Origin of the sequence: Acidisoma sp. L85 (assembly GCF_009765865.1) — a bacterium.
Classification (GTDB): Bacteria; Pseudomonadota; Alphaproteobacteria; order Acetobacterales; family Acetobacteraceae; genus Acidisoma.
In genome coordinates, this window is sequence record NZ_LMUQ01000084.1 from 260,868 (window position 1) to 286,730 (window position 25,863).

23 protein-coding genes are annotated in these 25,863 nt (G+C 61.1%); 13 read left to right on the forward strand and 10 right to left on the reverse strand.

The window, feature by feature from the left end:
* Positions 1 to 15: 15 nt before the first annotated feature.
* The 4 genes from GSQ83_RS29055 to GSQ83_RS29070 all read right to left on the reverse strand — a co-directional run bounded on the left by GSQ83_RS29055 (position 16) and on the right by GSQ83_RS29070 (position 6,176).
* A complete protein-coding gene (locus GSQ83_RS29055; RefSeq protein ID WP_158806566.1) occupies positions 16 to 1,542 on the reverse strand; it encodes a SpoVR family protein in 1,527 nt (508 codons plus the stop codon).
* Positions 1,543 to 1,569: 27 nt separating this feature from the next.
* Entirely contained in the window at positions 1,570 to 2,859 is a 1,290-nt protein-coding gene (locus GSQ83_RS29060) for a YeaH/YhbH family protein (RefSeq protein WP_158806567.1), read from the reverse strand.
* A 10-nt stretch (positions 2,860 to 2,869) separates the two neighbouring features.
* Entirely contained in the window at positions 2,870 to 4,816 is a 1,947-nt protein-coding gene (locus GSQ83_RS29065) for a PrkA family serine protein kinase (RefSeq protein ID WP_158806568.1), read from the reverse strand.
* Between the two features lie 733 nt (positions 4,817 to 5,549).
* Positions 5,550 to 6,176 (reverse strand): ABC transporter substrate-binding protein, encoded by a 627-nt coding sequence (locus tag GSQ83_RS29070; protein ID WP_158806569.1) that lies wholly within the window; start codon positions 6,174 to 6,176, stop codon positions 5,550 to 5,552.
* 232 nt (positions 6,177 to 6,408) lie between these two features.
* Between GSQ83_RS29070 and GSQ83_RS29075 the strand changes: the two genes are divergently transcribed.
* A complete protein-coding gene (locus tag GSQ83_RS29075; RefSeq protein ID WP_254065974.1) occupies positions 6,409 to 6,720 on the forward strand; it encodes a hypothetical protein in 312 nt (103 codons plus the stop codon).
* Here GSQ83_RS29075 and GSQ83_RS29080 read toward each other — a convergent pair.
* The gene (locus GSQ83_RS29080) at positions 6,717 to 7,742 is read right to left on the reverse strand and encodes an aldo/keto reductase (protein ID WP_158806570.1); all 1,026 of its coding nucleotides are present in this window, start codon (positions 7,740 to 7,742) and stop codon (positions 6,717 to 6,719) included. The genes GSQ83_RS29075 and GSQ83_RS29080 overlap by 4 nt on opposite strands.
* A 290-nt stretch (positions 7,743 to 8,032) precedes the next feature.
* On the opposite strand from GSQ83_RS29080, the gene GSQ83_RS29085 reads away from it, so the two are divergent.
* A complete protein-coding gene (locus GSQ83_RS29085; RefSeq protein WP_158806571.1) occupies positions 8,033 to 8,479 on the forward strand; it encodes a DUF2501 domain-containing protein in 447 nt (148 codons plus the stop codon).
* 85 nt (positions 8,480 to 8,564) lie between these two features.
* On the opposite strand, the gene ggt is transcribed toward GSQ83_RS29085, so the two are convergent.
* The gene (gene ggt / locus GSQ83_RS29090; protein ID WP_254065975.1) at positions 8,565 to 10,283 is read right to left on the reverse strand and encodes a gamma-glutamyltransferase; all 1,719 of its coding nucleotides are present in this window, start codon (positions 10,281 to 10,283) and stop codon (positions 8,565 to 8,567) included.
* Positions 10,284 to 10,539: 256 nt separating this feature from the next.
* Positions 10,540 to 10,824 (reverse strand): hypothetical protein, encoded by a 285-nt coding sequence (locus GSQ83_RS29095; protein WP_158806573.1) that lies wholly within the window; start codon positions 10,822 to 10,824, stop codon positions 10,540 to 10,542.
* 607 nt (positions 10,825 to 11,431) lie between these two features.
* On the opposite strand from GSQ83_RS29095, the gene GSQ83_RS29100 reads away from it, so the two are divergent.
* The 5 genes from GSQ83_RS29100 to GSQ83_RS29120 all read left to right on the forward strand — a co-directional run bounded on the left by GSQ83_RS29100 (position 11,432) and on the right by GSQ83_RS29120 (position 17,475).
* Positions 11,432 to 13,225, forward strand: coding sequence for an FAD-dependent oxidoreductase (locus GSQ83_RS29100; RefSeq protein WP_254065976.1), 1,794 nt, complete (start codon positions 11,432 to 11,434; stop codon positions 13,223 to 13,225).
* Positions 13,210 to 15,066, forward strand: a complete 1,857-nt coding sequence (locus tag GSQ83_RS29105) for a 2-oxoacid:acceptor oxidoreductase subunit alpha (protein ID WP_158806574.1) — start codon at positions 13,210 to 13,212, stop codon at positions 15,064 to 15,066. Before GSQ83_RS29100 ends, GSQ83_RS29105 begins: the two co-directional genes overlap by 16 nt.
* Positions 15,063 to 16,118 carry a 2-oxoacid:ferredoxin oxidoreductase subunit beta gene (locus GSQ83_RS29110; protein ID WP_158806575.1) on the forward strand — a complete coding sequence of 352 codons (1,056 nt, stop codon included), beginning with the start codon at positions 15,063 to 15,065 and terminating at the stop codon, positions 16,116 to 16,118. Before GSQ83_RS29105 ends, GSQ83_RS29110 begins: the two co-directional genes overlap by 4 nt.
* 195 nt (positions 16,119 to 16,313) lie before the next feature.
* On the forward strand, positions 16,314 to 16,844 hold the full coding sequence (locus tag GSQ83_RS29115; RefSeq protein WP_254065977.1) for a sigma-70 family RNA polymerase sigma factor: 531 nt from the start codon (positions 16,314 to 16,316) through the stop codon (positions 16,842 to 16,844).
* Positions 16,834 to 17,475, forward strand: a complete 642-nt coding sequence (locus GSQ83_RS29120; protein ID WP_158806576.1) for an NrsF family protein — start codon at positions 16,834 to 16,836, stop codon at positions 17,473 to 17,475. Before GSQ83_RS29115 ends, GSQ83_RS29120 begins: the two co-directional genes overlap by 11 nt.
* 223 nt (positions 17,476 to 17,698) lie before the next feature.
* On the opposite strand, the gene GSQ83_RS29125 is transcribed toward GSQ83_RS29120, so the two are convergent.
* The 3 genes from GSQ83_RS29125 to msrB are packed head-to-tail and all read right to left on the reverse strand — an operon-like array spanning position 17,699 to position 19,654.
* The gene (locus GSQ83_RS29125) at positions 17,699 to 18,397 is read right to left on the reverse strand and encodes a thioredoxin family protein (RefSeq protein ID WP_158806577.1); all 699 of its coding nucleotides are present in this window, start codon (positions 18,395 to 18,397) and stop codon (positions 17,699 to 17,701) included.
* A gap of 24 nt (positions 18,398 to 18,421) precedes the next feature.
* Positions 18,422 to 19,159 carry a peptide-methionine (S)-S-oxide reductase MsrA gene (msrA, locus tag GSQ83_RS29130; RefSeq protein WP_254065978.1) on the reverse strand — a complete coding sequence of 246 codons (738 nt, stop codon included), beginning with the start codon at positions 19,157 to 19,159 and terminating at the stop codon, positions 18,422 to 18,424.
* 12 nt (positions 19,160 to 19,171) lie between these two features.
* Positions 19,172 to 19,654, reverse strand: a complete 483-nt coding sequence (gene msrB, locus GSQ83_RS29135) for a peptide-methionine (R)-S-oxide reductase MsrB (RefSeq protein WP_158806578.1) — start codon at positions 19,652 to 19,654, stop codon at positions 19,172 to 19,174.
* A 194-nt stretch (positions 19,655 to 19,848) separates the two neighbouring features.
* On the opposite strand from msrB, the gene GSQ83_RS29140 reads away from it, so the two are divergent.
* The 6 genes from GSQ83_RS29140 to GSQ83_RS29165 are packed head-to-tail and all read left to right on the forward strand — an operon-like array spanning position 19,849 to position 25,757.
* Positions 19,849 to 20,631 (forward strand): SDR family NAD(P)-dependent oxidoreductase, encoded by a 783-nt coding sequence (locus GSQ83_RS29140; protein WP_216850622.1) that lies wholly within the window; start codon positions 19,849 to 19,851, stop codon positions 20,629 to 20,631.
* 54 nt (positions 20,632 to 20,685) lie between these two features.
* A complete protein-coding gene (locus GSQ83_RS29145) occupies positions 20,686 to 21,456 on the forward strand; it encodes a FadR/GntR family transcriptional regulator (RefSeq protein ID WP_216850623.1) in 771 nt (256 codons plus the stop codon).
* 34 nt (positions 21,457 to 21,490) lie between these two features.
* Entirely contained in the window at positions 21,491 to 22,663 is a 1,173-nt protein-coding gene (locus tag GSQ83_RS29150; RefSeq protein ID WP_254065979.1) for an aminotransferase class I/II-fold pyridoxal phosphate-dependent enzyme, read from the forward strand.
* A 13-nt stretch (positions 22,664 to 22,676) separates the two neighbouring features.
* On the forward strand, positions 22,677 to 23,981 hold the full coding sequence (locus tag GSQ83_RS29155; RefSeq protein WP_254065980.1) for a sugar ABC transporter substrate-binding protein: 1,305 nt from the start codon (positions 22,677 to 22,679) through the stop codon (positions 23,979 to 23,981).
* 7 nt (positions 23,982 to 23,988) lie between these two features.
* Positions 23,989 to 24,912, forward strand: a complete 924-nt coding sequence (locus tag GSQ83_RS29160) for a carbohydrate ABC transporter permease (protein ID WP_158806579.1) — start codon at positions 23,989 to 23,991, stop codon at positions 24,910 to 24,912.
* Complete coding sequence (locus GSQ83_RS29165) at positions 24,909 to 25,757, forward strand: carbohydrate ABC transporter permease (RefSeq protein ID WP_158806580.1); 849 nt, start codon at positions 24,909 to 24,911, stop codon at positions 25,755 to 25,757. The genes GSQ83_RS29160 and GSQ83_RS29165 overlap by 4 nt, the downstream gene beginning before the upstream one ends.
* The last annotated feature ends 106 nt before the right edge of the window (positions 25,758 to 25,863 follow it).

Genomic DNA, 25,863 nt, shown 5'->3' on the forward strand with positions numbered 1-25,863 from the left:
GCGCGGGCGGCATCGTCAGCTGGCGGGTGGTCCGGCGACGTGCGTCGCCAAGACCGCATCGGTGTCGGCATCGACTTCCTGCATCTTCACTTCGTAGCCCCAGAGCGACGCGATGTGGCGCAGCGTAAGCTGTGCGTCATGCTGCGCGAGCAAGCGGCCGGGGCGTGTCCGATGTTGCAGCATCAACTGACGGTTGCCGGCAAGATCGACATCGACAACCTGAACATCGGCATCGCTTTCGCCGGGATCGTAGCTGCGCGCGAGGCTGCGCCGAATGGCGCGATAACCCGGATCGTCATGGATGGCATCGACCAGCAAAGTCGTCTCGGCCGTGTCGTCGAGCAGCCGGAACATGCGGAACTGCCGCATGACGCTGGGCGAGAGATATTGCAGGATAAAGCTCTCGTCACGGTAGTTTGCCCAGGCGTAGCGAAGTGTACCGAGCGGATCGCCATTGCCGGCAATGTCCGGGAACCAGGTGCGGTCTTCCTGCGTCGGCTGCGTGCAGATACGCTCGATATCGCTCATCATCGCATAGCCGAGCGCATAGGGATTGAAACCGGGGCCACCGGCTGGGTGGTCGAAGCCCGGCTGCATGATCACATTGCTTGTCGAATGCAGTACCTCGAGAAATGCGCCGTCGTCGATCTGCCCGGTCTCGTGCAAGCGGGTCATGATGCGCTGGTGTACCCAGGTCGCGCAGCCCTCGTTCATGACTTTCGCTTGGGGTTGCGGGTAGAAATACTGGGCGATCAGCCGCACAATGCGGATAATTTCCCTTTCCCACGACTGCAACTTCGGCGAGATCTTCTCGATGAAATAGAGGAGGTTTTCCTCGGGCAGGCCGAGCCGCCGCCGCCGCTCGCCGAGCGGATCCGCGTCGACGATGGCTTTAGTTCCTGGAACCGTGCGCCAGAGATCGTCGAACACGCGTTCGTCGTATTCACGCCGTTCCCGCTCGCGTTTTTGGTCTGTCTTCAGGTTGAGCGGGCGTGCGCCGCCATGCCGATGCACGCCTTGGCGTGAAAGTGCATGCGCCGCATCCAGTATGCGCTCCACGGCGGCAACTCCGTGGCGGTCTTCGCAGCCGATAATATAGGACCGGGCGAATTCCAGATAATCAAGGATCGCGGAAGCCTCAGTCCATTGCTTGAAGAGATGATTGTTGCGGAAGAAGTGGTTGTGTCCGAATGCCGCATGCGCGATCACCAGCGCCTGCATTGTCGCGGAGTTCTCCTCCATCAGATAGCTGATGCAGGGGTTCGAGTTGATGACGACCTCGTAAGCCAGGCTGCTATATCCGCGGCGATAGCTGCTCTCGTGCTGCAAGAAGCGCTTACCATATGACCAGTGGCGATAGGTGAGAGGCATTCCGTGCGCCGTATAGACGTCGAGCATCTGTTCGGCGGTGATGACTTCGATACGGTTCGGGTAGGTCTCTAGGCCAAGCTCCTCATGGGCGATACGCTCGATCGCGTCATAGCTCCGCCGCAGCGTGCTGAAATCCCAGTCGGTACCGCTATAGAGCGGGGATGAGTCCATAAGCGCTTTTCGCCCGTGCTATTTCGTTCATGCTGCTGTCGTCGCTCGTCCGAATAGTTCGCGAAACACAGGGAAAATCTCGCGCGCCTCCGACACGCGGCGCATCGCGAGGCGCGGCTGGCGATGCGCTAGTGGGTCATAGCCACGCCAGAGGTCGCTCTCGCCTCTGATCTGCGCCAGCGAGGCCGCGACCTCGATATAGGCGAAGTGCTGGACCACCGGCAGGATATCATTCTCCAGCATCGCGACCGCCTTCTGCGTGTCACTGCCGGAATTATCGCCATCCGAGGCTTGCGCTGCGTAAATGTTCCACGAATCCTTCGGATACCGCGCACGCTGGATGCGGTTGAGTTCGGCGAGCGCCGTGGAGACGACCGTTCCACCAGTGCGCGGATCGGTAAAGAAGGTCTGCTCATCCACTTCCTCGGCCGTCTCCGTGTGGCGGATGAACACCAGTTCGACGCGCTTGTATCGGCGTTCCAGAAAGACATGCAGCAAGAGGAAAAAGCGCTTGGCAATGTCCTTCATCGCCTCGCTCATGGAGCCGGAGACGTCCATCAGGCAGAACATGACGGCACGCGCCGACGGCTTTGGTGTCTGAGTGTAGCGGCGGTAGCGCAGGTCCATAGGATCGATCCACGGAACCCTTGCGAGCCGCCGCAGCGCTAGCGCCAATTCGGCCTGCAAAATCGGCAGCCGCTGTGCGGCGTCGCCAGTCTCCTCAAGCGCCGCGATTTCGGTTTGGAGCAAAAGCACCTCCGGCGAGGTCGGCCGGCGCAGGCCGATCCTGCGCGCCATCGACTGGCGTAAGCTGCGTGCCATGTCGATCTGGGAAGGTGAGCCGTCCACGCTGACACCGGCCCTTGTAGGCGACGTGGTTTCGGTCGCGACGATCTGATTTTTGACCAAATCCGGCAGTTCGAGATCCTCGAAAAACAAATCGAGGAATTCGTCGCGTGTGAGCACGAAGCGGAAGCCATCTTCTCCATCACCGCCGCCCTTGCCGCTTCCGCTACCACCATCGCCGCCTCCGCCGCGGCTGGAGGGTCGCGATAGCCGGTCGCCTGCGGAGAATTCGCGATTCCCAGACAGCACTACTTGTCGCTGGCCGCTGGAGAAGATGGTATGGAAACTTGGCTCGTGCAGGGAATCAGCCGGAATCGTGACAGCCTGATCGCGCCCTACTTCCCGCAAGGTTCCTTCGTCGATCGCAGCGCGAGTCGCCCGTGCCACCGCGGCGCGGGCTCGCACGAGCACCCGCTGCCGGTTCTCCAGGTTCTTGCCGTGTGGGTTAGGTCTTCGGTCGATGATGTCCAATTTCGCGCGCTCAGGCTGACTGCTTCACCCGCATGTACCACTCGACCAACCGGCGTACCTGTCGTTCGGTGTAGCCGCGCGATACCATGCGACTGACGAATTCATCGTGCTTCTTTTCGGTCTCGTTGTCCTTTTTGGAGCCGAAGCTGATCACCGGCAGTAGGTCCTCCACCTGGCTGAACATGCGCTTCTCGATGACTTCACGGATCTTTTCGTAGCTGGTCCAGGATGGGTTGCGGCCACTATTGGCGGCCCGATTGCGCAATGCAAACTTGACGACCTCGTTGCGGAAGTCTTTCGGGTTTGCGATGCCGGCCGGCTTCTCGATCTTGGTCAGCTCCGTGTTGAGGAGCTCGCGATTGAGCATTTGCCCGGTGTCGGGATCCTTGAAATCCTGGTCCTCGATCCAGGCATCGGCGTAATCGAGATAGCGGTCGAAGAGGTTCTGACCGTAGTCGCCGTAGCTTTCCAGGTATGCCTTTTGGATTTCGTTGCCTATGAATTCGGCATACCGGGAGGCGAGCTCGGTCTTGATGGTGGCCAGATATGCGGCCTCTGTGTCAGGTGAGAATTGCTCACGTCGGATGGCCTGCTCCAGCACATACATCAGATGCACCGGATCCGCGGCGACTTCGTTCGAGGAGTGGTTGAAGGTCGCCGACAAAACCTTGTAGGCAAAGCGAGTCGAGACGCCGTCCATCCCCTCATCGACACCCGCCGTGTCGCGATACTCCTGCATCGTTTTTACCTTGGGGTCGGTCTCGCGGATGTTCTCCCCATCATAGACGCGCATTTTGGCGAAGGGCCGCGAGTTCGCATGCGGCTTCAGCCGTGACAGCACGGCGAAGCGGGCCAGCATCTCCAGCGTATGCGGAGCGCAGGGCGCGTCCACCAAGGCCGATCCGCTGATCAGCTTCTCGTAGATCCGGCTCTCCTCTGTCACCCGCAGGCAGTAGGGGACCTTGATGACACTGACTCTGTCGAGAAAAGCTTCATTGGTGCGATTATTGCGAAAACTCTGCCACTCGGCCTCATTCGAATGAGCGAGGAGAATGCCCTGGAACGGGATAGCGCCGATGTTTTCGGTGCCCAGATAATTGCCCTCCTGCGTCGCAGTCAGCAGGGGATGCAGCATCTTGATCGGCGCCTTGAACATCTCGACGAATTCGAGGATGCCCTGATTGGCTCGGTTGAGGCCGCCCGAAAACCCGTAGGCATCTGGATCGTTCTGGCTGAAGGTCTCCAACTTGCGGATATCGACCTTGCCAACCAGCGCCGAGATGTCCTGGTTGTTGTCGTCTCCGGGTTCGGTTTTGGCGATCGCGACCTGCTTGCGCCGGGACGGGAAGAGCTTAACCACACGGAAACGCTCGATATCGCCGCCCCATTCCTCTAACCGTTTGAGCGCCCAAGGGCTGGCGATGCCGGTCAATACGCGGCGAGGGATGCCATAGCGCTCGCGCAGCGCGTCGGCCATCATGTCCGGGTCGAACAAGCCAAGCGGCGTCTCAAACACCGGGCTGAGCTCTTTGCCCGCTTTGAGCACATAGATCGGCTCGCGCTCCATCAGCGCCTTCAGCCGCTCGCCGATCGAGGACTTTCCGCCGCCGACCGGCCCTAGCAGATAGAGTACCTGTTTGCGCTCCTCCAGGCCCTGCGCGGCATGTCGGAAGAAGCCGACGATGCGCTCGATCGTCTCTTCCATGCCGTGGAAATCGGAGAAGGCGGGGTAGACCCTGATCGTGCGATTGAGGAAGAGACGGCTGAGCCGTGGGTCCCGCGAGGTATCTACGATTTCTGGCGCCCCGATCGCCCGGAGCATGCGCTCTGCCGGGCTCTCATAGGTCTGCGGGTCATCGCGGCACAGGTTCAGGAACTCGGCGAGGCTCATCTCCACCTCGCGCGTCTGATCGCGGAGGCTGGCGTGGAGAAGGAAAACGTCGTCCTGTCGATTCATAGAGCCCTCCAAGCGTACTGGCCGCGTGAGCGCGATTGCGGTTGGGATAGGTAGCTTCCGGAGCTACCAGTGCTGCGGACTACCCCATCAGGGCGGCAGACCGCGTCGCCTGTGTCGCTTATCCGACCACAACCAAGTGTAGCGTAGAGATCTCTTACAATGCATCAAGAACATGCCGTATCAACCGACTTAAAAACGTCTTTGTGTCTGGACAGGACACCCTCCTGCTGAGACGTGACGCGAAAACAGCCGAATAGCTCGCGGAGCGCCCCGCACACGTCCCTGCAAGTTCCATTCCAGGAACCTTTGCGGAGATGGTGAAATTGTCTCGGAAGGCGTCGCTGACCCAGGTCCAGGAATCGCTGCCTCTTCGCGGGCGAATCGACCTCACGTCGCGGAAACCTGCCGCCTACGTCCGATTGTCCGGCCGTCCAGTCGCTCCAGCGCGGTTGTCGGAGGTCCCGTTCGGCTAGCTGACGCGGGGGCTTGGCCTATGAGGGTGGGGCCGCACGTCGCCGCGAGCAGGGGCTCGGGATGGAAAGAGTGTTGGCAGTTGCCGCAGGGGCGCCAGACCCCGACAAGCACGCATGCGATAGGCGAGGCTTACGCGACGCCGGGCAGACGGCCGATAGATCGACACCTCACCGCTGCCGCTCGGAAGTCGTGCCGAGCGGGACGCCAAACGTCCTCAACCGGACCCAATCCTAAAGAATCGAGCGACGAGGACGGCGCTCTAAACCCTCACTGTGCCATGCGACAGGAGGGAAACTTTCTGGGAGAGCGTGGCGATCAGCCGGCTTGCATTGCCTGCTGACAGTTGCGAGGCGAAGTCCGACCGTTGAACCGCCACGCGGCTAATCGTCCCATCCAGAAGGATGTCCTGGACTCTCCAGCCTCCGCCGCTCTGCCCCATGACATAGTCGATTCGCACCGGATCGCGATTAGGCTTGTTGATGGTGCTGGTTACCACCTGAAAAGAGCCGACCGCTCGTGTGGCGGGGAACACAATAATTCGCCGATTTCGGTAGGAGTGAAAATTGGACACATAGGTCGCGACGATGAAAGCACGGAAAACCTGCAGCAGCCTCTGCTGTTGATCGGGCGGCAGGCCTGCCCAGTAGGACCCGACCGAGATGCGGAGGATGCGCTCAAGGTCGAAGGTCGCATCGACCGCAGGCGCGAGCATCTGGTAGCGCTGGGGAAAAGGCGTGTTGTTCCCCGCCTTCATGACGTTGAGCAGAACTGCGCTGAATTGCTCGATCGGCGCGGTGACCGGATTGCCCGACTGAGCAAGGGCGAGAGACGGGAGAAGCACCATCGAAAGGCTTCCCGTAAGAAAGCCACGCCTTGATGTTGTCATCACGAGATGTTCCCCCTTGTGATCATTCACTCGACGCTCGCTGGCACGGCTAACCGCCCAACGGGTCGTTCTCACGAAGGACAGATCGCTTTATCGTGAATGTCAACGTGTCGCGCCGTGGGCGCACTAAAAATCAAGTCGGATCGGAGGCTTTAGGGGCACGACACTTTGGAACGAATATGAGCGCTTCCTCGCCGGCTAACGGGCGTCACCGATGACACTGGAATCAAATATGAAAATGTTGAGCGTTGAAGCCTTCCGGGCCAGTTTATCCGCCGCCGTGCCTCCCGATGATGTGGATCTGGCCCTGGCGGCCTTGTGGTGGGCCGGCAAGGGCGAATGGGACCAAGCCCATGGCTGCGCGCAGCAGCGGGAAGGCGACCCGCGCTGCGATCAGGTTCACGCCTTTCTGCACCGGCAGGAAGGCGACGTAGCGAATGCAGGCTACTGGTATCGGCGGGCTGGCCAATCGATGCCCGCCGTCTCGCTGGAGGAGGAGTGGGAGGAGCTCGCGAAACGATTGCTCTCGCCTGGGCTCCGCTAGACCGGAACAGGATTGCGCTCAGTGAAGCTCCGCTGGTGCCAATAGGGGTATGGCAAGGTCCGCTCGCTGGCCTTGTCGAGCCGCGCGACCTGCTCGGCCGTCAAGTTCCAGCCGACGGCACCGAGATTCTGCCGGAGTTGCTCCTCGTTCCGCGCGCCGATGATAACATTCGCGACCGTCGGCCGCTGCAGCAACCAGTTGAGCGCGATTTGCGTCACGCTCTTGCCGGTTTCCTCCGCGACTTGATCGATCGCCTCGACAACCGTGTAGAGAAATTCGTCGGGAACCGGCGGTCCCATTTCGGCGGTCACATGCAGGCGTGAGTTTGCGTGCAGCGACTGGCCGCGGCGTATCTTGCCGGTCAGACGACCCCAGCCCAGCGGACTCCAGACGATCGCGCTGACGCCCTGCTCGACGCCCAGCGGCATCAATTCCCATTCATAGTCGCGGCCAACGAGGGAATAGTGCGCCTGATGGGCCACGTAGCGCGGCAGATTGTAGCGCTCTGCGACCGCGAGCGACTTCATGAGGTGCCAGCCTGAAAAGTTCGAAACGCCGACGTAGCGGATCTTGCCGGCGCGCACGAGGTCGTCCAGTGCGGAGAGGGTTTCCTCGACCGGGGTGAGAGCGTCGTAGCCATGCAACTGAAAAATGTCGATGTAGTCGGTACCCAGACGCTTCAATGCGAGTTCGCAAGCGCGGACCAGGTTGAAGCGTGAAGAGCCGACATCATTTGGACCGGGGCCATTACGGAAAGTAGCTTTGGTGGAGATGATCACCTTCTCGCGCCGACCCGCGATCGCGCCGCCAAGCACTTCCTCCGCCGCGCCGGCCGAATAGATATCGGCGCTGTCGAACATGTTGAGGCCGGCTTCGAGGCAGATATCAACCAGGCGGGTAGCCTCGGCGATATCGGTAGTGCCGAAGGCTTTGAAAAACTCACCCTTGCCGCCGAAAGTACCCGTACCGAGGCTGAGAACGGGCACCATGAAACCCGATCTGCCGAGACGTCTTTGTTCCACTAGCTTTCTCCTCTGAAGCACATGAGCTGGCCTCGTGGCTAAGGCGAGTTTAGACCGACAAGACCGCCTTCAGGAACCCAGCTTCGGGAAGCAGTAATCTGTCGTGTGGTCCTGCTCCACACGCTTACAAATATCACATGAGACACGCTCGCGGAGCGCTACCGCGAGAGCTGTTCATCAACGTCGGCGGATCACACGAGATTGGCGATCGCATTATTTCTTGCTCTTGACCTCGGGCGTCGAATGCTCACTGTTCTACCTTGCTGAGCCTAGCCATGCGAGGATGTCCGATGAAAAAGCTGCTTCTGGGCCTCTTGGCAGTGCCGCTTCTCGCCGTTGCAATCCCAGGCGTGCCCGCCCAGGCGCAATTGCTGAACGCACTCCAGGGTGCCACCGGCTCGGGCCAGGGCAGTGCGCTAGGGTCGGCTATGAGTGGATTAGGCGGCCTCTCCGGCTCGTCCGTGGGTTCGGCGAGCACCAGCAACATCGCCGGTGTCCTCCAATATTGCGTTCAGAACAATTTCGTGAGCGGCGGGTCGGCGAGTTCGGTGAAGGATGCTCTCGTCAACAAGGTGACAGGCTCGGGCGGGGCTTCCTCCAGCCAATTCACCGAGGGCAGTCAGGGCGTCTTGCAGGCGGGCGGGCAGAACGTGCAACTCGGCGGAAGCTCCTTGAAGGAGCAGCTGACACAACGCGTTTGTTCGGAGGTTCTGAAGCGGGCGAAGTCGCTGCTCTAGCCAACACGCCTGCTTGGATTGCTGCGGCTAATCCGGAGAAGCGGTGGTTGGTGCCGAGTACGTGTCGGATCGCGGGACCGCGTGATCAGTAGCCTACTGCCGCCCCTGCTGGGCTGCGATCATCGTTTACCCCGTAAAGCTTGTGCGGCTTGGCCAGGATGAGTTCCATGGCGCCCCAGCGACGCGCGGGGCGTATCTCATAGCCCATCGCTTTCAATGTTTTGAGGGTATCCGCCGATAGAGCGAGTGGCTCGGTATCGATCGCGTCCGGCAGCCACTGATGATGAAAGCGCGGAGCACTCACGGCCGCGGTCGGCGATAGATCATAGTCCAAGATATCCAGCAGCGTCTCCAGGACGATCGTAATGATGCGCGACCCTCCGGGTGATCCCAGCACGAGGAAAACCCGGCCATTTTTTGTTACCACCGTCGGTGCCATTGATGAGAGGGGACGCTTTCCTGGGGCTATGGCATTTGCCGCGCCCTGAACCAATCCAAACTTGTTCGGCACGCCAAGCTTCGCGGTGAAGTCGTCCATTTCATCGTTGAGTAGGAAGCCTGTGCCCGGGGCCATCACGAAAGCGCCGAAGCCGCCATTGATCGTGTAGGTGACGCTCACGGCATTCCCCGCCTTGTCGAGGATCGAGTAATGCGTGGTTTGCGTCTTCTCCTGCGATGATGTGCTGGGCCGAAGCTCGTTCGATGCGCCAGCGCGTTGCGCGGGAATGACCGCGCGTATGGCGGCGGCGTTTTGCGGCGACAGCAGGCGGGCAACCGGATTGGTGACGAAGTTCGGATCGCCCAGATAGGTATTGCGATCGAGATAGGCGTGACGCTCGGCTTCCGTAATCGCGTGGACGGCTGCGGCGGAGTGGAACCCTAGCGCCTTCATGTTGTAGCCGGAGAGGATATTCAGGATCTCGCAAAGCGTCGTTCCGCCCGAGGAAGGCGGTGGCGCGGAAAAGACCCGATACCCGCGATAGTTGCACTTCAGAGGCTCGCTTTCGCTTATCGTGTAGTTCGCGAAATCCGCGGCTTTCAGGATTCCGCCCGCGGCATCGGATGCAGTCTCCACCGCTTGCGGGATCCGCCCTTTGTAGAAGGCGTCTGATCCGTTCTTCGAGATAGCTTCTAACGTGTCGGCAAGTTCGGGCTGGACGAGCCGATCTCCAGGCTGCAGCGCATTGCCATCAGGCCGCAGGAAAATCTGGGCTAGGTCCGGCCGCGTGCGCAGTTGGGGAGCCACTATCTCGATGAGGTCGGTGTCCCCTTGGACCAAGACGAAGCCTTGGCGAGCCAGGCGGATCGCTGGGCCCATCACCTCGGCCCGAGGCAGCGTGCCATATTCGCGAAGCGCGGTGTCCAATCCCAACACTGTTCCAGGTACCGCAACGGCTTTCCAGCCATAGAGGCTGGCACCCGGAATGACCTTGCCTGCCGAATCGAGATACATATCCGGAGTTGCCAAGCCGGGTGCGGTCTCGCGGAAATTGATGAACCGATTCCGTCCGTCAGCGAGGTGCAGGGTCATGAATCCGCCGCCGCCGATATTGCCGCAGCACGGATTGACGACCGCCTCAGCGTAACCGACGGCCACGGCGGCATCGATGGCGTTGCCCCCGGCCTTCATGATCTCGACTCCGATCTCCGAGGCCAGGTGCTGGGAAGAAACGACCATGCCCCGGGTCGCTTCCACCGGCTGTTCCTGAGCGGCGCGCGTGGCCCCTGGCGGCAGGAGCAGGAGCAGGAGCAGGAGCAGGAGCAGGAAGAGCGAGGCATATCTCATGCTGGTCTTTCCGCTCATTCGAGACGGTTGCCTTGAGCGCCCTCGGCCACCCGAAGGCTGAGGCCGAAGCATCGAGGGCCACTCCGATCGCCGCGAAAAATCGACCGCGACTCGGGGCGGAATTTCAGATCTGCTGTGGATTGGGTTTGCGCTGTTGGCCGGATTGATTGCGGCTGAGTCAGATCGCGGTGGGCACCAAGGATGCCCACCGCGATCTGACGGCCGCCGATTCTGCGCTGATGAACCGCTAGATACGCGGCCCGCTCATCCTGAGTTAGCGCTTGGAATGCTTCATGTAGTTGTAGTTCTTGCCGTACATGTGCCGGTTGTGGCGCTTGTGGGTCTTGACGTGAGGGGTGCCGGTCAAAGCCGGTCCACCAGACGGGGCCGAATTGTTGGCGCCGCTGCCGACAGTACCTGCATTTTGGCCTGTCAGGGTGTTTACCGAGCCCGGGGCCGGGACCGGAGAGCCGGTCACCTGTGCTGACGCCGCCGTGACAACCGCGGCGGACATGGCAAGCCCGAGAATTAGAGCCAGAGGAGAGCGAGGTTTACGCATCAGTAGCATCCTGTTGCAAGTGTGACGGGCGATCTAGTCGGCGCGACCGTGGACGCAGATCTCCCAGGTCGATCCATAAAGCATTCAAAATCCGAACAACTCAAGGGATTTTGATCGAAGATGGTGACCTAAAGGAGCGCTCCGACCCTGGTCTATGGTTGAGCTGGCAAAAAATAAGCTCCGACTTGGCTGACCTTAGCCGAGGATGTCTCGTCGGCCGGCCCAGCGTGAGGGTTATCATGAATTGGCCCGACTCGGACAGGAGCATTGTGTTTTGGACCGTCCGGTTGAGCTTGGCGGAAGATCGGATATCTGGGGAAGACCGTCAACAAATTTGAGGCATTTCTCCCGATTACGGAGTTCTGAGGCGCCCCCCTGTAGCCTGGGATCGCGGTGGCCCGCACAGCGTCGGATTGACCTAGTCCCCAGCTTCTTCCGGTGACCGCCATGCGCCCGGCGCAAGCTGCCTATGGTTGCTGGGGTTCACCTTTCCGCCTAGTGTTCCCGCCTAAGCGACGGGATTATAATGTCGCGAAAGATCGGCTTAAGCCTGTAGCAGCTTGATTGCCCGGCCCCGCTAGGCTGGTAAGCGGGCTGGAGTTGGGGGGTGCTTTTGCTACCGACCGATATTCGGAATCCTGACTATTTCCATAAAGTTGTGGATTGTCAGTGGGCCTGCCCGGCGCATACGCCGGTTCCCGAATACATCCGCCTCATCGCTGCTGGCCGCTATGCCGATGCGTATATGGTGAATTGGGAATCAAACGTCTTCCCCGGCATCCTGGGGCGCACCTGCGATCGTCCCTGCGAACCTGCCTGCCGGCGAGGCCGGGTCGAGGAAGAGCCGGTGGCGATCTGCCGCCTCAAGCGCGTCGCCGCTGACTACAAGGGCGACATTTCGGCGAGGCTGCCCACGCCAGCGACGGCCCGCAACGGCAAGCGCATTGCGCTCGTCGGCGCTGGGCCCGCCTCCCTGACTGTAGCGCGGGACCTCGCACCGCTCGGCTATGAGGTCGTGGTATTCGACGGGGAAAGCCGCGGCGGCGGCATGATCCGGAGCCAGATCCCGAAATTTCGGCTCCCCGAGCAGGTCATCGATGAAGAGGTGGGCTATGTGCTCGATCTCGGTGTCGAGACCCGGTTCGACACCCGAATCGATAGCCTCAAAGGGCTCCTCGATGAGGGCTTTGACGCGGTTTTTGCTGGGTCAGGGGCGCCCCGTGGCCGGGACCTGGTGCTTCCGGGCCGCCAGGAGGCCGCTGGCAATATTCATATCGGCATCGATTGGCTGTCATCGGTGTCCTTTGGCCACATCACCGCCATTGGCAAGCGGGTGATCGTGCTGGGCGGCGGCAATACCGCGATGGATTGCTGCCGCTCCGCCCGCCGCCTAGGCGGCACCGAGGTGACGGTCGTGGTGCGCAGCGGATTTGAGGAGATGAAGGCGTCGCCTTGGGAAAAGGTCGACGCGATGCATGAGGACATCCCGATCCTCAATTTCCTTGTGCCCAAGGAGTTCACCCATGAGGACGGCCGTCTGACCGGCGTGCTGTTCGAGAAGGTGCGCGCTGAGATCGACGAAAAGGGCAGGCGCAAGCTGATGAATGCCGGTGAGCCCGACGTGCATATGCCCTGCGACGACGTCCTGGTCGCGGTCGGCCAGGAGAATGCCTTCCCATGGATCGAGCGCGATATCGGGCTCGAGTTCGACCGCTGGGACATGCCGGTGGTGGATCAGGTCACGTTTCGGTCGACACATCCGAAGGTATTCTTTGGCGGCGACGCCGCCTTCGGGCCGAAGAATATCATCTGGGCTGTAGCGCATGGTCATCAGGCGGCGATCTCGATCGACCTCGCCTGCCGCGGTGAGGAACTGCAAAACCGGCCGCCGCCGCATGTCTGGCTGAGCAGCCAGAAGATGGGCATCCATGAGTGGAGCTACGACAACGACGTCTCGAACGATCTGCGCTTCGCCGTGCCGCACCAGGACAAGGCGATTGCCCTCGCCGACATCAAGGCCGAGGTCGAGCTTGGCTTTGACCTGAAGCAGGCCTTCGCGGAAGCACAGCGATGCCTGAACTGCGACGTGGAGACTGTGTTCTCCGACGCGGCTTGTATCGAGTGCGATGCCTGTGTCGATATCTGCCCGGTGGACTGCATCACCTTTACCGAAAATGGTCCGGAAGCCGAGCTGCGCACGCGACTCAATGCTCCGGCGGTTAATCTCACCCAAGACCTTTACGTTTCCGGTCCGTTAAAGACTGCGCGGGTAATGGTGAAGGACGAGGACGTCTGTCTGCATTGTGGCCTTTGCGCTGAGCGTTGCCCCACCGGTGCCTGGGATATGCAACGCTTTCTTCTCGATGTGGCACAGGCGGGATCGGCATGCTCCAAGCATTGAATGCGGCTAACAGCCTACAACGCGTCAATGATTTCGTAGTCAAATTCGCTAACGTCAACGGCTCGGGTTCCGCGAGTGCCAATCAGCTATTCGCCAAGTCCGTCCTCCGGATGGGCATACCGGTGGCGCCACGCAATATCTTCCCGTCCAATATTCAGGGATTGCCGACCTGGTACGAGATGCGCATCTCGGAAGCCGGCTATCTTGGCGCCCGCGAAGGCACCGACCTCATGGTTGCGATGAATCCGCAGACCTGGGACCAAGACATCGCATCCATCGTGCCGGGCGGCTATCTTTTCTACGATTCAACTAAGCCACGGCCCGCCAGCCAATTTCGCGACGATATCGTCGTAATCGGTATGCCGCTAACCGAGCTGTGCAACAAAGAATATAGCGATCCACGCCAGCGACAACTGTTCAAAAACATTATCTATGTTGGCGCGCTGGCCGCCTTGCTGCAGATCGACATTGCTGAACTCGAGACCCTGATCGGCGAACAATTCAAGGGCAAGGATAAGCTGATCGCTCCCAATATTCATGCACTGCATATGGGACGAGACTACGCGCTAGCCCACCTCAAATGCCCCATCGGCCTGACGCTGCGGCGGTCCGACGCGGTCGGTGACCGGATCTCCATCGAGGGTAACGCGGCTGCCGCACTCGGCGCCGTCTACGGTGGTGCCACGGTCGCCGCCTGGTATCCGATCACGCCGTCCTCCTCACTTGCCGAAGCATTTCAGAAATACTGCGCCCGCTACCGGGTGGACAAGGTAACCGGAGAGAATCGCTTTGCGATCGTGCAGGCCGAAGACGAGCTGGCCTCTATCGGCATGGTGATTGGCGCGGCCTGGAATGGCGCGCGTGCCTTTACCGCCACTTCCGGCCCCGGCATCTCGCTGATGCAGGAGTTCTTTGGCCTGGCCTATTTCGCTGAAATCCCAGCGGTGATCTTTGACGTGCAGCGCGCCGGCCCCTCAACCGGCATGCCGACACGGACCCAGCAATGCGATCTATTGGCCTGCGCCTACGCGTCCCACGGCGACACCAAGCATGTGATGCTGCTGCCGGAAGATCCGCATGAGTGCTTCACATTCGGGGCGCTGGCTTTCGATTTGGCGGATCGGTTGCAGACGCCGATCTTCGTCATGCTCGACCTTGATATCGGCATGAATGAGCGGCTGACGCGGCCCTTCACATGGGACGACACACGCCAGATGGATCGCGGCAAGGTCATGACCGCCGCTGATCTGGAAGCCGGACGCGAATTCGGACGTTATCTAGACGTTGATGGTGACGGCATTACCTACCGCACCTATCCCGGCACGCACCCGACGCGCGGTTCGTTCTTCACGCGCGGCACGTCGAAGGATCGGCACGCGCGCTACACCGAGCGGGCCGAGGCATACGAAGAGAACATGCAGCGGCTGCTGCGGAAGTTCGCAACGGCGGCGACTCTTGTTCCGGCGCCCGAGGTAAGGGCGGCGCGTGAGCCCACCCGTCTCGGCGCGATTTACTATGGCTCGACCAGTGCCGCGATGCATGAGGCGGATGATCGCCTTGCGGAACAGGGCGTCCATCTCGATCTGATGCGGGTTCGGGCTTTTCCGTTCAGCGAGGAGGTTCGCGCCTTCATCGAAGCGCATGACAAGGTTTTTGTTGTCGAGCAGAATCGTGATGCGCAGCTGCGCACGCTGATCGTGAACGAGTTAGAGATCAACCCGGCCAAGCTGCAGCGGGTATTGCACTACGATGGCTCGCCCATCACGGCGGGGATGATTGTGGAAATGATCGAGGAGCACGCTTCATCGACCGTCGTGCCGATCCGGAGAAGCGCGCCATGACCTTCCTGCCGAAGCCCAAGCTGCATCACCCTGGCCTCGCCGCGAACACCCTCGGTTTCACGCGCCGCGACTATGAGGGGACAATCTCGACCCTTTGTGCCGGCTGCGGCCATGACTCCATCAGTGCCGCGATTGTCCATGCTTGCTTTGAATTGGACCTGCCGCCCCATCGCATCGCCAAGCTTTCCGGCATCGGTTGTTCGTCCAAGACGCCGACCTATTTCCTCGGCAATTCGCATGGGTTCAACAGCGTGCATGGACGGATGCCGTCCGTCCTGACCGGTGCCAATCTGGCGAATCGCGAGTTGATCTATCTCGGCGTTTCCGGCGATGGAGATTCCGCTTCAATCGGCCTCGGCCAATTCGCCCACGCCATGCGGCGCGGCGTCAATATGGTCTACATCGTGGAGAACAATGGCGTGTACGGCCTCACCAAGGGCCAGTTCTCCGCGACCTCCGATAAGGGTGCTAAAAGCAAACGAGGCGTGGTCAATAATGACGAGGCGATTGATCTTGTCAGCATGGCGATGCAACTCGGTGCGGGCTTCGTGGCGCGCAGCTTCTCCGGGGACAAGGGCCAACTCGTGCCGCTGATCCAGGCGGCGCTGACGCATCAAGGCGCCGCCTTCATCGACTGCATCTCGCCTTGTGTCGCATTCAACAATCACGTCGGTTCGACCAAAAGCTTCGACTATGTGCGCGAGCATAATGAGGCGGTGAACTATCTGGATTTCATCACCGAACGCGAGGAGATCACGGTCGACTACGCGCCTGGTTCGGTGGAGGTGGTCAAGCAGCATGACGGCTCGCTGCTACGGCTTCGTAAGATCGCGGGCGACTATGATGTGCATGACCGGGCGGCGGCGATCAGCTTCCTGCAGCATCGGCGCGCATCCGGGGAAATCGTGACCGGTCTGCTCTATGTCGATCAGGAACCGGACGACTTGCACGGTTATATGAACACCGTCTCGACGCCGTTCAACGAGCTCGTTGAAGCGGATCTGTGCCCAGGCTCGGCCGCGCTCGATAAACTGAACGCGGCGCTGCGCTGACCCTGGCCGGAGTGCCGGGCGAAGCATCGGACGAGCTTCGCTCCTCGCTGAACAGGCAGGTGTAACCCATGGCTCCTCGTCTTCGAATGAGAGACCATGGTCGCCGCGCAAATGCCGAGGAGTGCCGGGTCGCCGACCTTGCTTCGATGGGTCCGCCCGGTCGTAGTGATGCTCGCGCCAGGCCGGGAGTCTCGCGTGGTCGATAGCGACTGGGGTTCGCTTATGGCGGCCGCGCAGTCGGGAAATGGCGGGGTCTATCACCGCCTTCTCAGTGAGATCCGTGTTTGGCTGCGCCAGTATTTCGCCCGGCGCCTACCTCCTTCGATGGTCGAAGATGCTGTTCAGGACACGCTCCTGGCAATTCACGAGAAGCGGCATACCTACGATCCGGCGCGCCCATTCGGGCCCTGGCTTGCGGCGATCGCCCGCTACAAGTGGATCGACCGTCTGCGATCGATGAAAGCTCGGCCAACGGAAGCGCTGAGCGACACGATCTCCGTCGGCGATCACGAGGAGGCGGTCACCAGCGCCACATCTCTCGAGCGTCTTCTGCGCGACCTGAAACCGGCGCAGTCGGAAGTAATTCGGCTGGTCAAGCTGCAGGGCTTCAGCATCGAGGAGGCCGCCGCCAAAACGGGCCAGTCGGTCTCACTCGTCAAAGTCAATATTCATCGTGGCTTGGCGCGTCTGGCGTCCGTGGTGCGAGGGCGATCAGATGCCGAATAATCAGCTGATCGACCGCCTCGCGGGCGATCTCAAACCTGTTCGCCGCCGCAGCCCGAGAATCGAGGGGCTGCTGCTGATGGCTCTTTGCGTCCTGGAGCTCGCACTATTCCTGGGAATGGGCCAGGCGCGACCGGATATGCACATGGCGATGGGTCTGCCGTCATTCTGGTGGAAGCTGGGAAGCATGGGCCTGATCGCGGTCGCGGGCGGCGTCACGGCTATCTGGTCATTGGACCCGGCGACCTCACCACGGCGCGGACTGAGATTGCTCATTATCGTCATCGCCTTGTGCTTCGCGACGGGATGGCTGGTCGATGCGGCGCGTGCCGGGATCCCAACTTTGGCAGCCCGGCTGGCTTGGCATGACGGCCTTCAGTGCGTTTACAAAATGGTCGTTCTGTCAGTGCCGCCGGTGATTGGTCTCGGACTTCTTATGCGGCGGGGGGCGCCGACGGATACTGGCGGCACGGCCCTGGCGGTGGGCATCGCCGCGGCGGCCTGGGGTGCGTTCGTGTTCGTCTTTGCCTGCCCGCATGACGATCCGCTTTACGTCGCTGTTTGGTACACTGTGGGATGCGGATTGGTGACGCTTGTCGCGCGGTTGCTGCTCCCGTTGCTGACGCGGTGGTGAAACGAGCGGCGGCGTAGGGCATGACGATCCAATAGTGGACTGCGACCCAAAAGATCCGTCATGGCACGCGAAGGCGTGCCATCCACACCTTGCCTTCGTCACGCAGGCAAGGCGTGGATTCTCGGCCTTCACAGAGGACGACGTGGTGGAGGTGAGAGATTCAAAACAGAGAATCGCGCCCCGGCGACATCAACGCAAAGCGGTCGCAGCAATTCTGAAGCCGTCAGGATCCCGCGCCGTTGAGCCGTGCCGCTCCAAGGATGCGGCCATCGCCAGCCTGTAGCAGTACGGCGAATTCTTCCCCCGCCGGCGTCGCATGTTGTAGTTCAAGCGCGGCGCCGGTCCATTTTCCAGCCACATCCAAGGATCTGACGATATTGGACTCCAGCACAGTGCGCCCGCCATTCTCGCCTCTCGCGATAGGCGTTCGGTGGTGAGAGTCGAACCCGATCAACACGACCGTGCCGCGCCCTGTTCCCTGAGCGATCGAGATGGTTAGGGTCTCCCCCGTGCGGGCCAGCCGAAGCGGAACACTCGGGGCATTTGCGGCGCGGGAGATCTCGTCAAGCCCTTCCGCGCGATCCGAGCCGACGAAGGCATGCACGCCACCAACCACCATTTCCGGCGTATAGACTTGCCCATCGCCAAGCCTACTCGCGTAGTCCTGTTGCCGGCTCGTGGCCGCTTGCAGCGAATACGGATCCTTCCAACCCAAATTATCCCAATAGGTGATGTGAAACGCCAATGGCAGCACATCACGCCGTTGCCGCGCGAGGTCAGTCAGAAACGCATCCGCGGGCGGGCAGGAGGAACAGCCCTGAGACGTGAAGAGCTCAACGACAACCGGTGCCTTCTGAGCGAAGCAACCTGTCGCGGGAACCGCGAAAAGTCCCAGCCCCGCCAGAAGAAGAACAGCACGCATGCTTCCTAATCCCGCGTGCAGATCTCAGGACTTTCCAGTATTGGCGATCAAGACCGGGCTCGTCGAGAAATGCTCCGGAAACACCTTGCTCAGGGCTTCGATCTTTGGCAGGTCAAAGGTGCTGATATATCCGCTGTCGGGATGCAGCGTTAGATAGTTCTGGTGATAGCCCTCGGCTTTGTAGAAGCCCGTGTCATGGCCGACAATCGTCGCGATGGGCGCGGAAAACACTTTCGCTTGGTCGAGCTGCGCGATGTAGAGCTTCGCGACTTGCGCTTGTTCCGGCGTCGTCGTGAAGATCTCTGACCTGTACTGCGTGCCCGTATCCGGCGACTGCTGATCGACCTGAGTCGGATCGGAGACGACCGAGAAGAAAATCTGCAAAAGCTGCTCGTAGGACACGACTTTCGGATCGAAGGTCACCCGCACGGATTCCGCGTGGCCGGTCGTGCCCGTGCTCACCGTTTCGTATTGCGCGGTATCCGCTTTGCCGCCGTCGTAGCCAGACATCGCCTCCGTCACGCCTTTGACGTGCTGGAATGTCCCCTGCACGCCCCAGAAGCAGCCGCCCGCGAAGACAACCGTCTCGGAAGACGCCGTGCTCGCCGGTTCACTGACCGCGGGGAGGGGAAGCCGCTGGTCGAGATCGGCCGCGCGGGCCGTCAGGAACTGACCCGAACCGAAAGCAGCAACCAGAAGCGCGCCCAGGCCAACAGCCGCCGAGCGCGCCGGGGATGCCTTTACCATGGAAATGATCGACACGATCTTGGTCCTTTACGCCGGTTTGAAGGTAAGCGCGACGCCGTCCATGCAATAGCGCAGGCCGGTGGGCTTCGGTCCGTCCGTGAAGACATGGCCGAGATGGCCGCCGCAACGTTTGCAATGGACTTCGTCGCGGTCCATGCCGAAGCTGGTGTCAGTTGACGTCGCGACCGCGTTCGTCAGCGGCTGCCAGAAACTCGGCCAGCCCGTGTGGCTGTCGAATTTTGTCGCCGAGGAATAGAGCGGCAGGGCGCAGCCGGCGCAGTTATAGACGCCCTTCCTCGTCTCGAGGTCGAGCGGGCTAGAAAACGGTGCCTCGGTGCCTTGGTGTCGAAGGACGTCATAGGCGGCCGGGCTGAGCATGGCCCGCCATTCCTGGTCGGTATGCGTCACCTCGAACGTCGCCGCCAATGCGGGTTTCCGCCGCGGCAGCCCGATAAGCACCCCCAGGCCGGCAAGCGCCGTCGCTCCGAAGATCGCCCGTCTGGTCACCATGTCCGCGTCTCCCTGCTAGAGTGTATCCGCTATCTCATTCGTGGCCGTTGGCGCTCGGGTTACACCCGTCGGGCGTCGTAAAGAGCCTACGTCCGGATCACTCGGGCGGATGCTCAGAACCCCGCGAGCCTTGCGCCAACGTTAGATCTGCCAGAGGTTTTCCGGGTGGCACTTTACAGTATGGGGTCCCCGCCGTGTCCGAGTCTGAAGCGATACCGAATCCCTATAGAGTCGATGGCCTCGTAGCGGTGGTTACCGGCGGCGCGAACGGCATTGGTCTCGCGACCGGCAAAGTTTTGGCGTCGCTGGGCTGTCGGGTCGTATTGGCGGACCGTGACGGAGACGCCGCGATGAGTGCTGCGTCGGAGATCGGGTCGGATTTCGCCACGGGTCTTGAACTGGACGTCACGGACGAAGCCGGTATCGAGACCGCCTTCGCGGAGATCGGATCGCGGGAAGGGCGGTTCGACATCCTGGTCAATAACGCCGGCCGGGTTATCCGCCGGCCGTCGCTTGAACTCGCGCTTGACGATTGGAACGCGGTGGTCGCCGTCAATATGACAGGCGTGTTTTTATGCGCGCGGGCTGCCGCCGGCCAGATGATCAAAAGCGGCTTCGGGGGCGCGATCGTCAACACCGCTTCGATTTTGGGTCTGTCAGGTGGCGGCCTCTATCCGAATATTTCCTACCAGACGACCAAGGGCGCTGTAGTGAATATGACGCGTGCTTTGGCGGTGGAATGGGCGCCTCACAAGATTCGCGTCAACGCCGTCGCGCCGACCTGGACGCGCACGGCCTTCATTGGCGAGCTCGAACAGAATCCTGATCTGATGCGCCGGATTCGCGAAGTGACGCCGCTTGGTCGCCTCGCCGAGCCAGAGGAAGTCGCGCATGCCATCGCTTTCCTGGCGAGCCCCGGGGCGGCGATGATTACCGGGCATACGCTCGCCGTCGATGGCGGCTTTCTCGCCCAATAGGGCACGGACGAAGGAGGGCCGGGGAGTTGACGCCGCCTTCCGGTTGATCCAACCTTGGTCGGGTTGTCGGACCAATTTTGGCGGGAGGCTGGTATTAGCGATTTCGCCTTGGCGCCGATCCGGCCGCAAACTCGCGACCAGGCGGTCCTGACATCGCTCGCCGCTTTCATTGCCTCGGCCGGACTTTCGCCCGGCGCGCGCTTGCCCACCGAGCGCGCGCTTGCCGAGAAGCTGGCGGTGAGCCGGGGGACAATTCGCGAGGCGCTCAAGCGCTGGGAAAGCCTGGGCGTCATCGACATGAGGAAGGGGTCCGGAACCTTTCTTCTGCGCGCCATCTCGCCCGACAGCCTCCACTTGCCGCTCACTCTACCGGGTCATGATCTCCAGAGCCTGCTACATATGCTGGAGGTTCGCCGCGCCCTTGAGGCGGAGGCCGCCGCGATATGCGCGGAGCGGGCAAGTGCCGGGGAACTGGCTCTTATCCGAGACCGGCTCGACCGGATGGAGCCGGTCTTCTTCCAGCCCGGAGAGGTGTCGACGCAATCCGATTGGGAGTTTCATCAGGCCATCATCACGAGCGCGGCCAATCCGCTCATCACCCAGATGTTGGGCGCGATGCGCGACCTTATGCATCGGTTTTGGGAGCATCCTCTGGGCATGGCGGATTTCGGCCATGCGAGCTTCCCCTTCCATCGCACGATATTCCAGGCGATCGCGCGCGGCGACGCTACGGGCGCCCGGGAAGAGACATTCAAGCTGCTGGAGACCGTGCGGCACGATCTGATGCGCGGCGCCACAATGCGAAAAGTCGAGATCGATGGCTGACATGCCGCTAAGCGAAACGACGAAGGTTTCCAGCGTGCCAGATCGCACTGCCGTTCTTGAGCGGGCGGCAACCCTACTGGCGCATGACGAGAACCTGCCGTTCGACCCCGTCGTTCCGCCGATTTACCAATCGTCGCTCTTTACCTTCCGCAGTTACCAAGAAATGGAAGACGCCTTCGCCGGCCGGATCAGCCGCCCGATCTACAGCCGCGGAGACAATCCCACGGTCATGGAATTCGAGCGCCGCGTCGCCGCGCTCGAGGGAACCGAGGCGGCGCGAGCCTTCTCCTCGGGCATGGGCGCCATCAGCGCCACTGTGCTCGCTTTCGTCAGCAGCGGCGACCGCATCCTTTCGGCCCGACACATCTATGGCGATACTTTCAGGCTGTTTCAGCGCCTGCTGCCCCGCTTCGGCATCACCGTGGATTATGTCGATGCGACAGATCCCGAGTCGGTGGCGGCACAGCTACCGGGCGCTCGTCTTCTCTATCTGGAGAGCCCGAGCTCGAATGTTTTCGAGCTGCAGGAATTGCCTCGGCTTGCGGCTCTGGCTCGGTCCCACGGAGTCCTTACAGCAGTCGATAATTCCTGGGCGACCCCGCTATTTCAGCAGCCCGCGCGACACGGCATTGATCTCGTGCTGCATTCCGCATCGAAATACCTCGGAGGGCATTCGGATACGGTCGCCGGTGTCGTGGCCGGCGGCGCCGAGCTTATCCGGCGGGTGAATGAAACCACCTATTCGATGTTTGGCGCCAAGCTCTCGCCCTTTGAGGCATGGTTGTTGCTGCGGGGCCTGCGTAGTCTGCCACTGCGGCTGCAACGTCACGAGTCAAGCGGGCTGCGCATCGCGGCGCAGTTGCGCGACCATCCGTCGGTTCTTCGCGTCATGCATCCGGCTTTCTCGAATCATCCGGGCGGGGCGACGTTGCTGGGCTCGACCGGGCTCTTTTCCTTCGAGGCCAATAGCACGATCGACGTTCCGGCCTTCGTCGATGCTCTCACGCTGTTTCGCATTGGTGTAAGCTGGGGCGGCCATGAGAGCCTGGTCGTGCCCGCGCTGGCGACCCTGCAGCAAACGCCAGGATCTAATTCGCTGTCGTATTTCGGGGTTACCGAGGGAACGATCCGCCTGCATGTCGGTCTAGAGGATCCGGCGGCTTTATGGGCTGATCTCGAGCAAGCGCTGCTCAAAGCGCGACGTTAAAATGGGGGAAAAGATGACCAGAACGACCAGCAAGCTCCGCAGTCTATGCGCGAAGGCGGCTGCCGCCGCCCTTGTGGTGGGGATGTTCGCGGGAACCGCCTGGGCTGATACCACGCTGAAGGTCGTGGAGGTCATTCCAAGCCCCGCCCGAACGGCACTGCTTCAGCAGCAGTTCGCGGCCTTCGAGAAGGCCAATCCTGGCGTGCATGTTCAGCTGACTTCTCTGCCCTGGGGCGAGGCCTTCGAGAAGTTCCTCAATATGGTTCAGGCCGGCGATACTCCCGACATCGTGGAGATGCCGGATCGCTGGCTCGGGCTTTATGCCAATAACGATCAGCTCCTCGATCTCGGGTCTTACCTGAAGGCTTCGCCGGATCTCGCCACGCTGAGCGATCGTGCGAAGCAATTCGGCTCCGCCGTGCATGGCACGCTCTATGAGATTCCCTACGGCTTCTATGTGCGCGGCCTGTTCTGGAACAAGAAGCTTTTCGCCCAGGCCGGTCTCACGGCACCCCCCGCGACCCTTGATGACTTTGTCGCTGACAGCAAGAAGATTTCGGCCATTCCCGGCAAATACGGCTATTGCCTGCGCGGTGGTCCGGGCGGGTTCTCCGGCATCACGATGTTCATGAACACGATGGATGGCAAGCCGGGCTATTTCAACAAAGACGGCAGCTCGACCTTCAGTGATGCAGGCTCTGTGCAGGGCCTGGAATTGCTGGCGCAGATGTACAAAGACGGCTCGGCTCCGAAGGATAGCGTGAACTGGGGCTTCAACGAAATCGTGGCGGGGTTCTATTCGGGCACCTGCGCCATGCTGGACCAGGACCCTGACGCTCTGATCGGCATCGCGGACAAAATGGCACCGGATGATTTCGCGGTGGCACCCATCCCGGTCGGGCCCAGCGGCAAAGCCTTCCCGACCCTTGGCTACGGCGGCTGGGCGATCTTCGCCAGTTCGGAAAAGAAAGACGACGCATGGAAGCTGCTATCGTTCATGGTGTCGCCGGCGAATAACCTGGCCTGGTCGAAGGTCGTCGGCACCCTGCCCGTGCATAAGAACGCCGAGCAGAACGCCTATTTCGCGAGTGACAAGTTCAAGGGCTGGTTCGCTGAACTCAACGACACGACGAAATACGAGATGGTGACGCCGCCGACCTATCTGGAGGGTTTCGGCGATCTTTACGATAACATCTCGATCAAGACGTTCCAGCAAGTTCTGCTGGGACAACGGACCGCAAAGGATGTGGCGGACCAGTGGGCGGCCTATCTGGTCGATCAGCTGAAAGCCTATAAGGCGAAGAAGGGTCAAAACTGAGCGCCCGATGTCTGTGACATTGAGCCAGGGCCGCGATGCGCACCGACCCTCCTTGGGTCGGGCTTTTCGCCGGGCGATCGAGCCCTGGCTCTATATCACTCCGGCGCTGACGATCCTGTTGTTGGTCTTGCTGATCCCGCTTGTCGTGGGCATTGGCTATTCCTTCCGCAGGTTCACGGCCTTCCGATCCGAATATGTCGGCTTGGATCAGTATCGCCGCATGCTGGGCGATCCGGCTTTAGGCCAGGCGCTGGTCAATACCGTTTGGTGGACCGCCGGCAGCCTGGTGTTGCAATTCGCTCTAGGTCTTGCCCTAGCACTGCTGCTGAACCGAGATTTTCGCGGCCGGAAATTCGTGCAAGCGGTTGTCTTCCTCCCCTGGGCAGTGCCGAGTTTCCTGGCGGGCCTTACCTGGGCGTGGCTGTTCAATCCGGTGATCGGCCCATTGCCCCACTGGCTATTTCACCTCGGCGTGCAGGCGCAGCCGACGAATATTCTGTCGGATCCAGCAACCGCGATGTGGGGGCCGATCCTCGCGAATGTCTGGTTCGGTGTGCCGTTCTTCGCCATCACCCTGCTGGCCGCGCTGAAATCCATTCCCAACGAGCTTTACGAGGCGGCGGCGCTCGACGGCGCAAGCGTCCTGCAGCGCTTCACCTGGCTGACGATCCCGTTTCTGGCGCCCACGATCGCTATAACCGTCATGCTGCGAACGATCTGGATTGCTACCTTCGCCGATCTGATATTCGTGATGACGGGCGGCGGCCCGGCCGGTTCCACGAATACCATCGCGACCTATGTCTATGTCAGCGCCTTCCGCGCGATGGACAAGGGATATGCGTCGGCCGTCGCAGTGCTGCTGCTGGTGCTGCTGGTTCTCTATGCGCTCGTTCTGATCGGCATGCGCCGCCGGCTGCTGACCCAGCCATGAGCCGCGCGAGATACTCGCCAGGACGGATGCTCGGAGGCATCGGCTTCTATGCGGCGGTGACCGCCTTCGTGGTCTTCGCGCTGTTTCCAATCTATTGGACCCTGAAGATATCGGTGACGCCCTCGTCGCTGCTCTATTCCGAGGGCATCACCGCCTGGCCGAGCAAGGCCACGTTGCATAATTATGCCAGCGTTTTGGCGGTGACGAACTTTCCGCGCTACTTTCTCAACAGCATCGTGGTTTCAGTCTCGACCGCGGTGCTGGTGACGGTCATCGCCTCGGCCGCCGGATACGCTTTTTCGCGGTTTCGCTTTCGGGGGAAGAACGTCGTCGCCTTTCTGTTGCTTCTCACGCAGACCTTTCCGCTCGTTATGGTCATCCCGCCGATCTATCGCATCATGGGAAGCTTGCATCTGACGAACAGCCTCACCGGCCTCGTCATCATCTACGTCGCCTTCAACATTCCCTTCGCCACCTTCCTCATGCAGTCCTTCTGCGACGGGGTCCCTCGTGATCTTGAGGAGGCAGCACTTATCGACGGCTGCACGCGGCCGCAGGCGTTGATGCGGGTGGTTCTGCCGCTCACGCTCCCGGGCATGGGTGCGACCATCGGGTTTGTCTTCACCGCGGCATGGAGCGAGTTGCTGTTCGCGCTCATGCTGATCGACGACGAAAACCGCAAGACTTTCGCGGTCGGGCTGCTGACCTTCATCGGCAAGTTTGACGTCGATTGGGGTCAGATGATGGCGGCGTCCATGCTCGGGCTGATTCCGGCGTGCCTATTTTTTGCGCTGTTGCAGCGCTACCTCGTGGCTGGGCTAACTGCGGGCGCCGTCAAAGGTTGAGGGAGCCGGGCGAGGGCGTGCCTCGGGCCAAAGATCCTGATAACGCGGCAGCCCCGTACGGGATGACCTAAACAAATCATAATCTTGTTGACGGTACCCAGGGCGG

Coding starts and splice junctions, on each gene's coding strand:
- GSQ83_RS29055 (WP_158806566.1), bottom strand. CDS start 1,542: ATGGACTCATCCCCGCTCTATAGCGGTACCGACTGGGATTTCAGCACG.
- GSQ83_RS29065 (WP_158806568.1), bottom strand. CDS start 4,816: ATGAATCGACAGGACGACGTTTTCCTTCTCCACGCCAGCCTCCGCGAT.
- GSQ83_RS29070 (WP_158806569.1), bottom strand. CDS start 6,176: ATGACAACATCAAGGCGTGGCTTTCTTACGGGAAGCCTTTCGATGGTG.
- GSQ83_RS29075 (WP_254065974.1), top strand. CDS start 6,409: ATGAAAATGTTGAGCGTTGAAGCCTTCCGGGCCAGTTTATCCGCCGCC.
- GSQ83_RS29085 (WP_158806571.1), top strand. CDS start 8,033: ATGAAAAAGCTGCTTCTGGGCCTCTTGGCAGTGCCGCTTCTCGCCGTT.
- ggt (WP_254065975.1), bottom strand. CDS start 10,283: ATGAGCGGAAAGACCAGCATGAGATATGCCTCGCTCTTCCTGCTCCTG.
- GSQ83_RS29095 (WP_158806573.1), bottom strand. CDS start 10,824: ATGCGTAAACCTCGCTCTCCTCTGGCTCTAATTCTCGGGCTTGCCATG.
- GSQ83_RS29105 (WP_158806574.1), top strand. CDS start 13,210: ATGCTCCAAGCATTGAATGCGGCTAACAGCCTACAACGCGTCAATGAT.
- GSQ83_RS29110 (WP_158806575.1), top strand. CDS start 15,063: ATGACCTTCCTGCCGAAGCCCAAGCTGCATCACCCTGGCCTCGCCGCG.
- GSQ83_RS29120 (WP_158806576.1), top strand. CDS start 16,834: ATGCCGAATAATCAGCTGATCGACCGCCTCGCGGGCGATCTCAAACCT.
- GSQ83_RS29125 (WP_158806577.1), bottom strand. CDS start 18,397: ATGCGTGCTGTTCTTCTTCTGGCGGGGCTGGGACTTTTCGCGGTTCCC.
- msrB (WP_158806578.1), bottom strand. CDS start 19,654: ATGGTGACCAGACGGGCGATCTTCGGAGCGACGGCGCTTGCCGGCCTG.
- GSQ83_RS29155 (WP_254065980.1), top strand. CDS start 22,677: ATGACCAGAACGACCAGCAAGCTCCGCAGTCTATGCGCGAAGGCGGCT.
- GSQ83_RS29160 (WP_158806579.1), top strand. CDS start 23,989: ATGTCTGTGACATTGAGCCAGGGCCGCGATGCGCACCGACCCTCCTTG.
- GSQ83_RS29165 (WP_158806580.1), top strand. CDS start 24,909: ATGAGCCGCGCGAGATACTCGCCAGGACGGATGCTCGGAGGCATCGGC.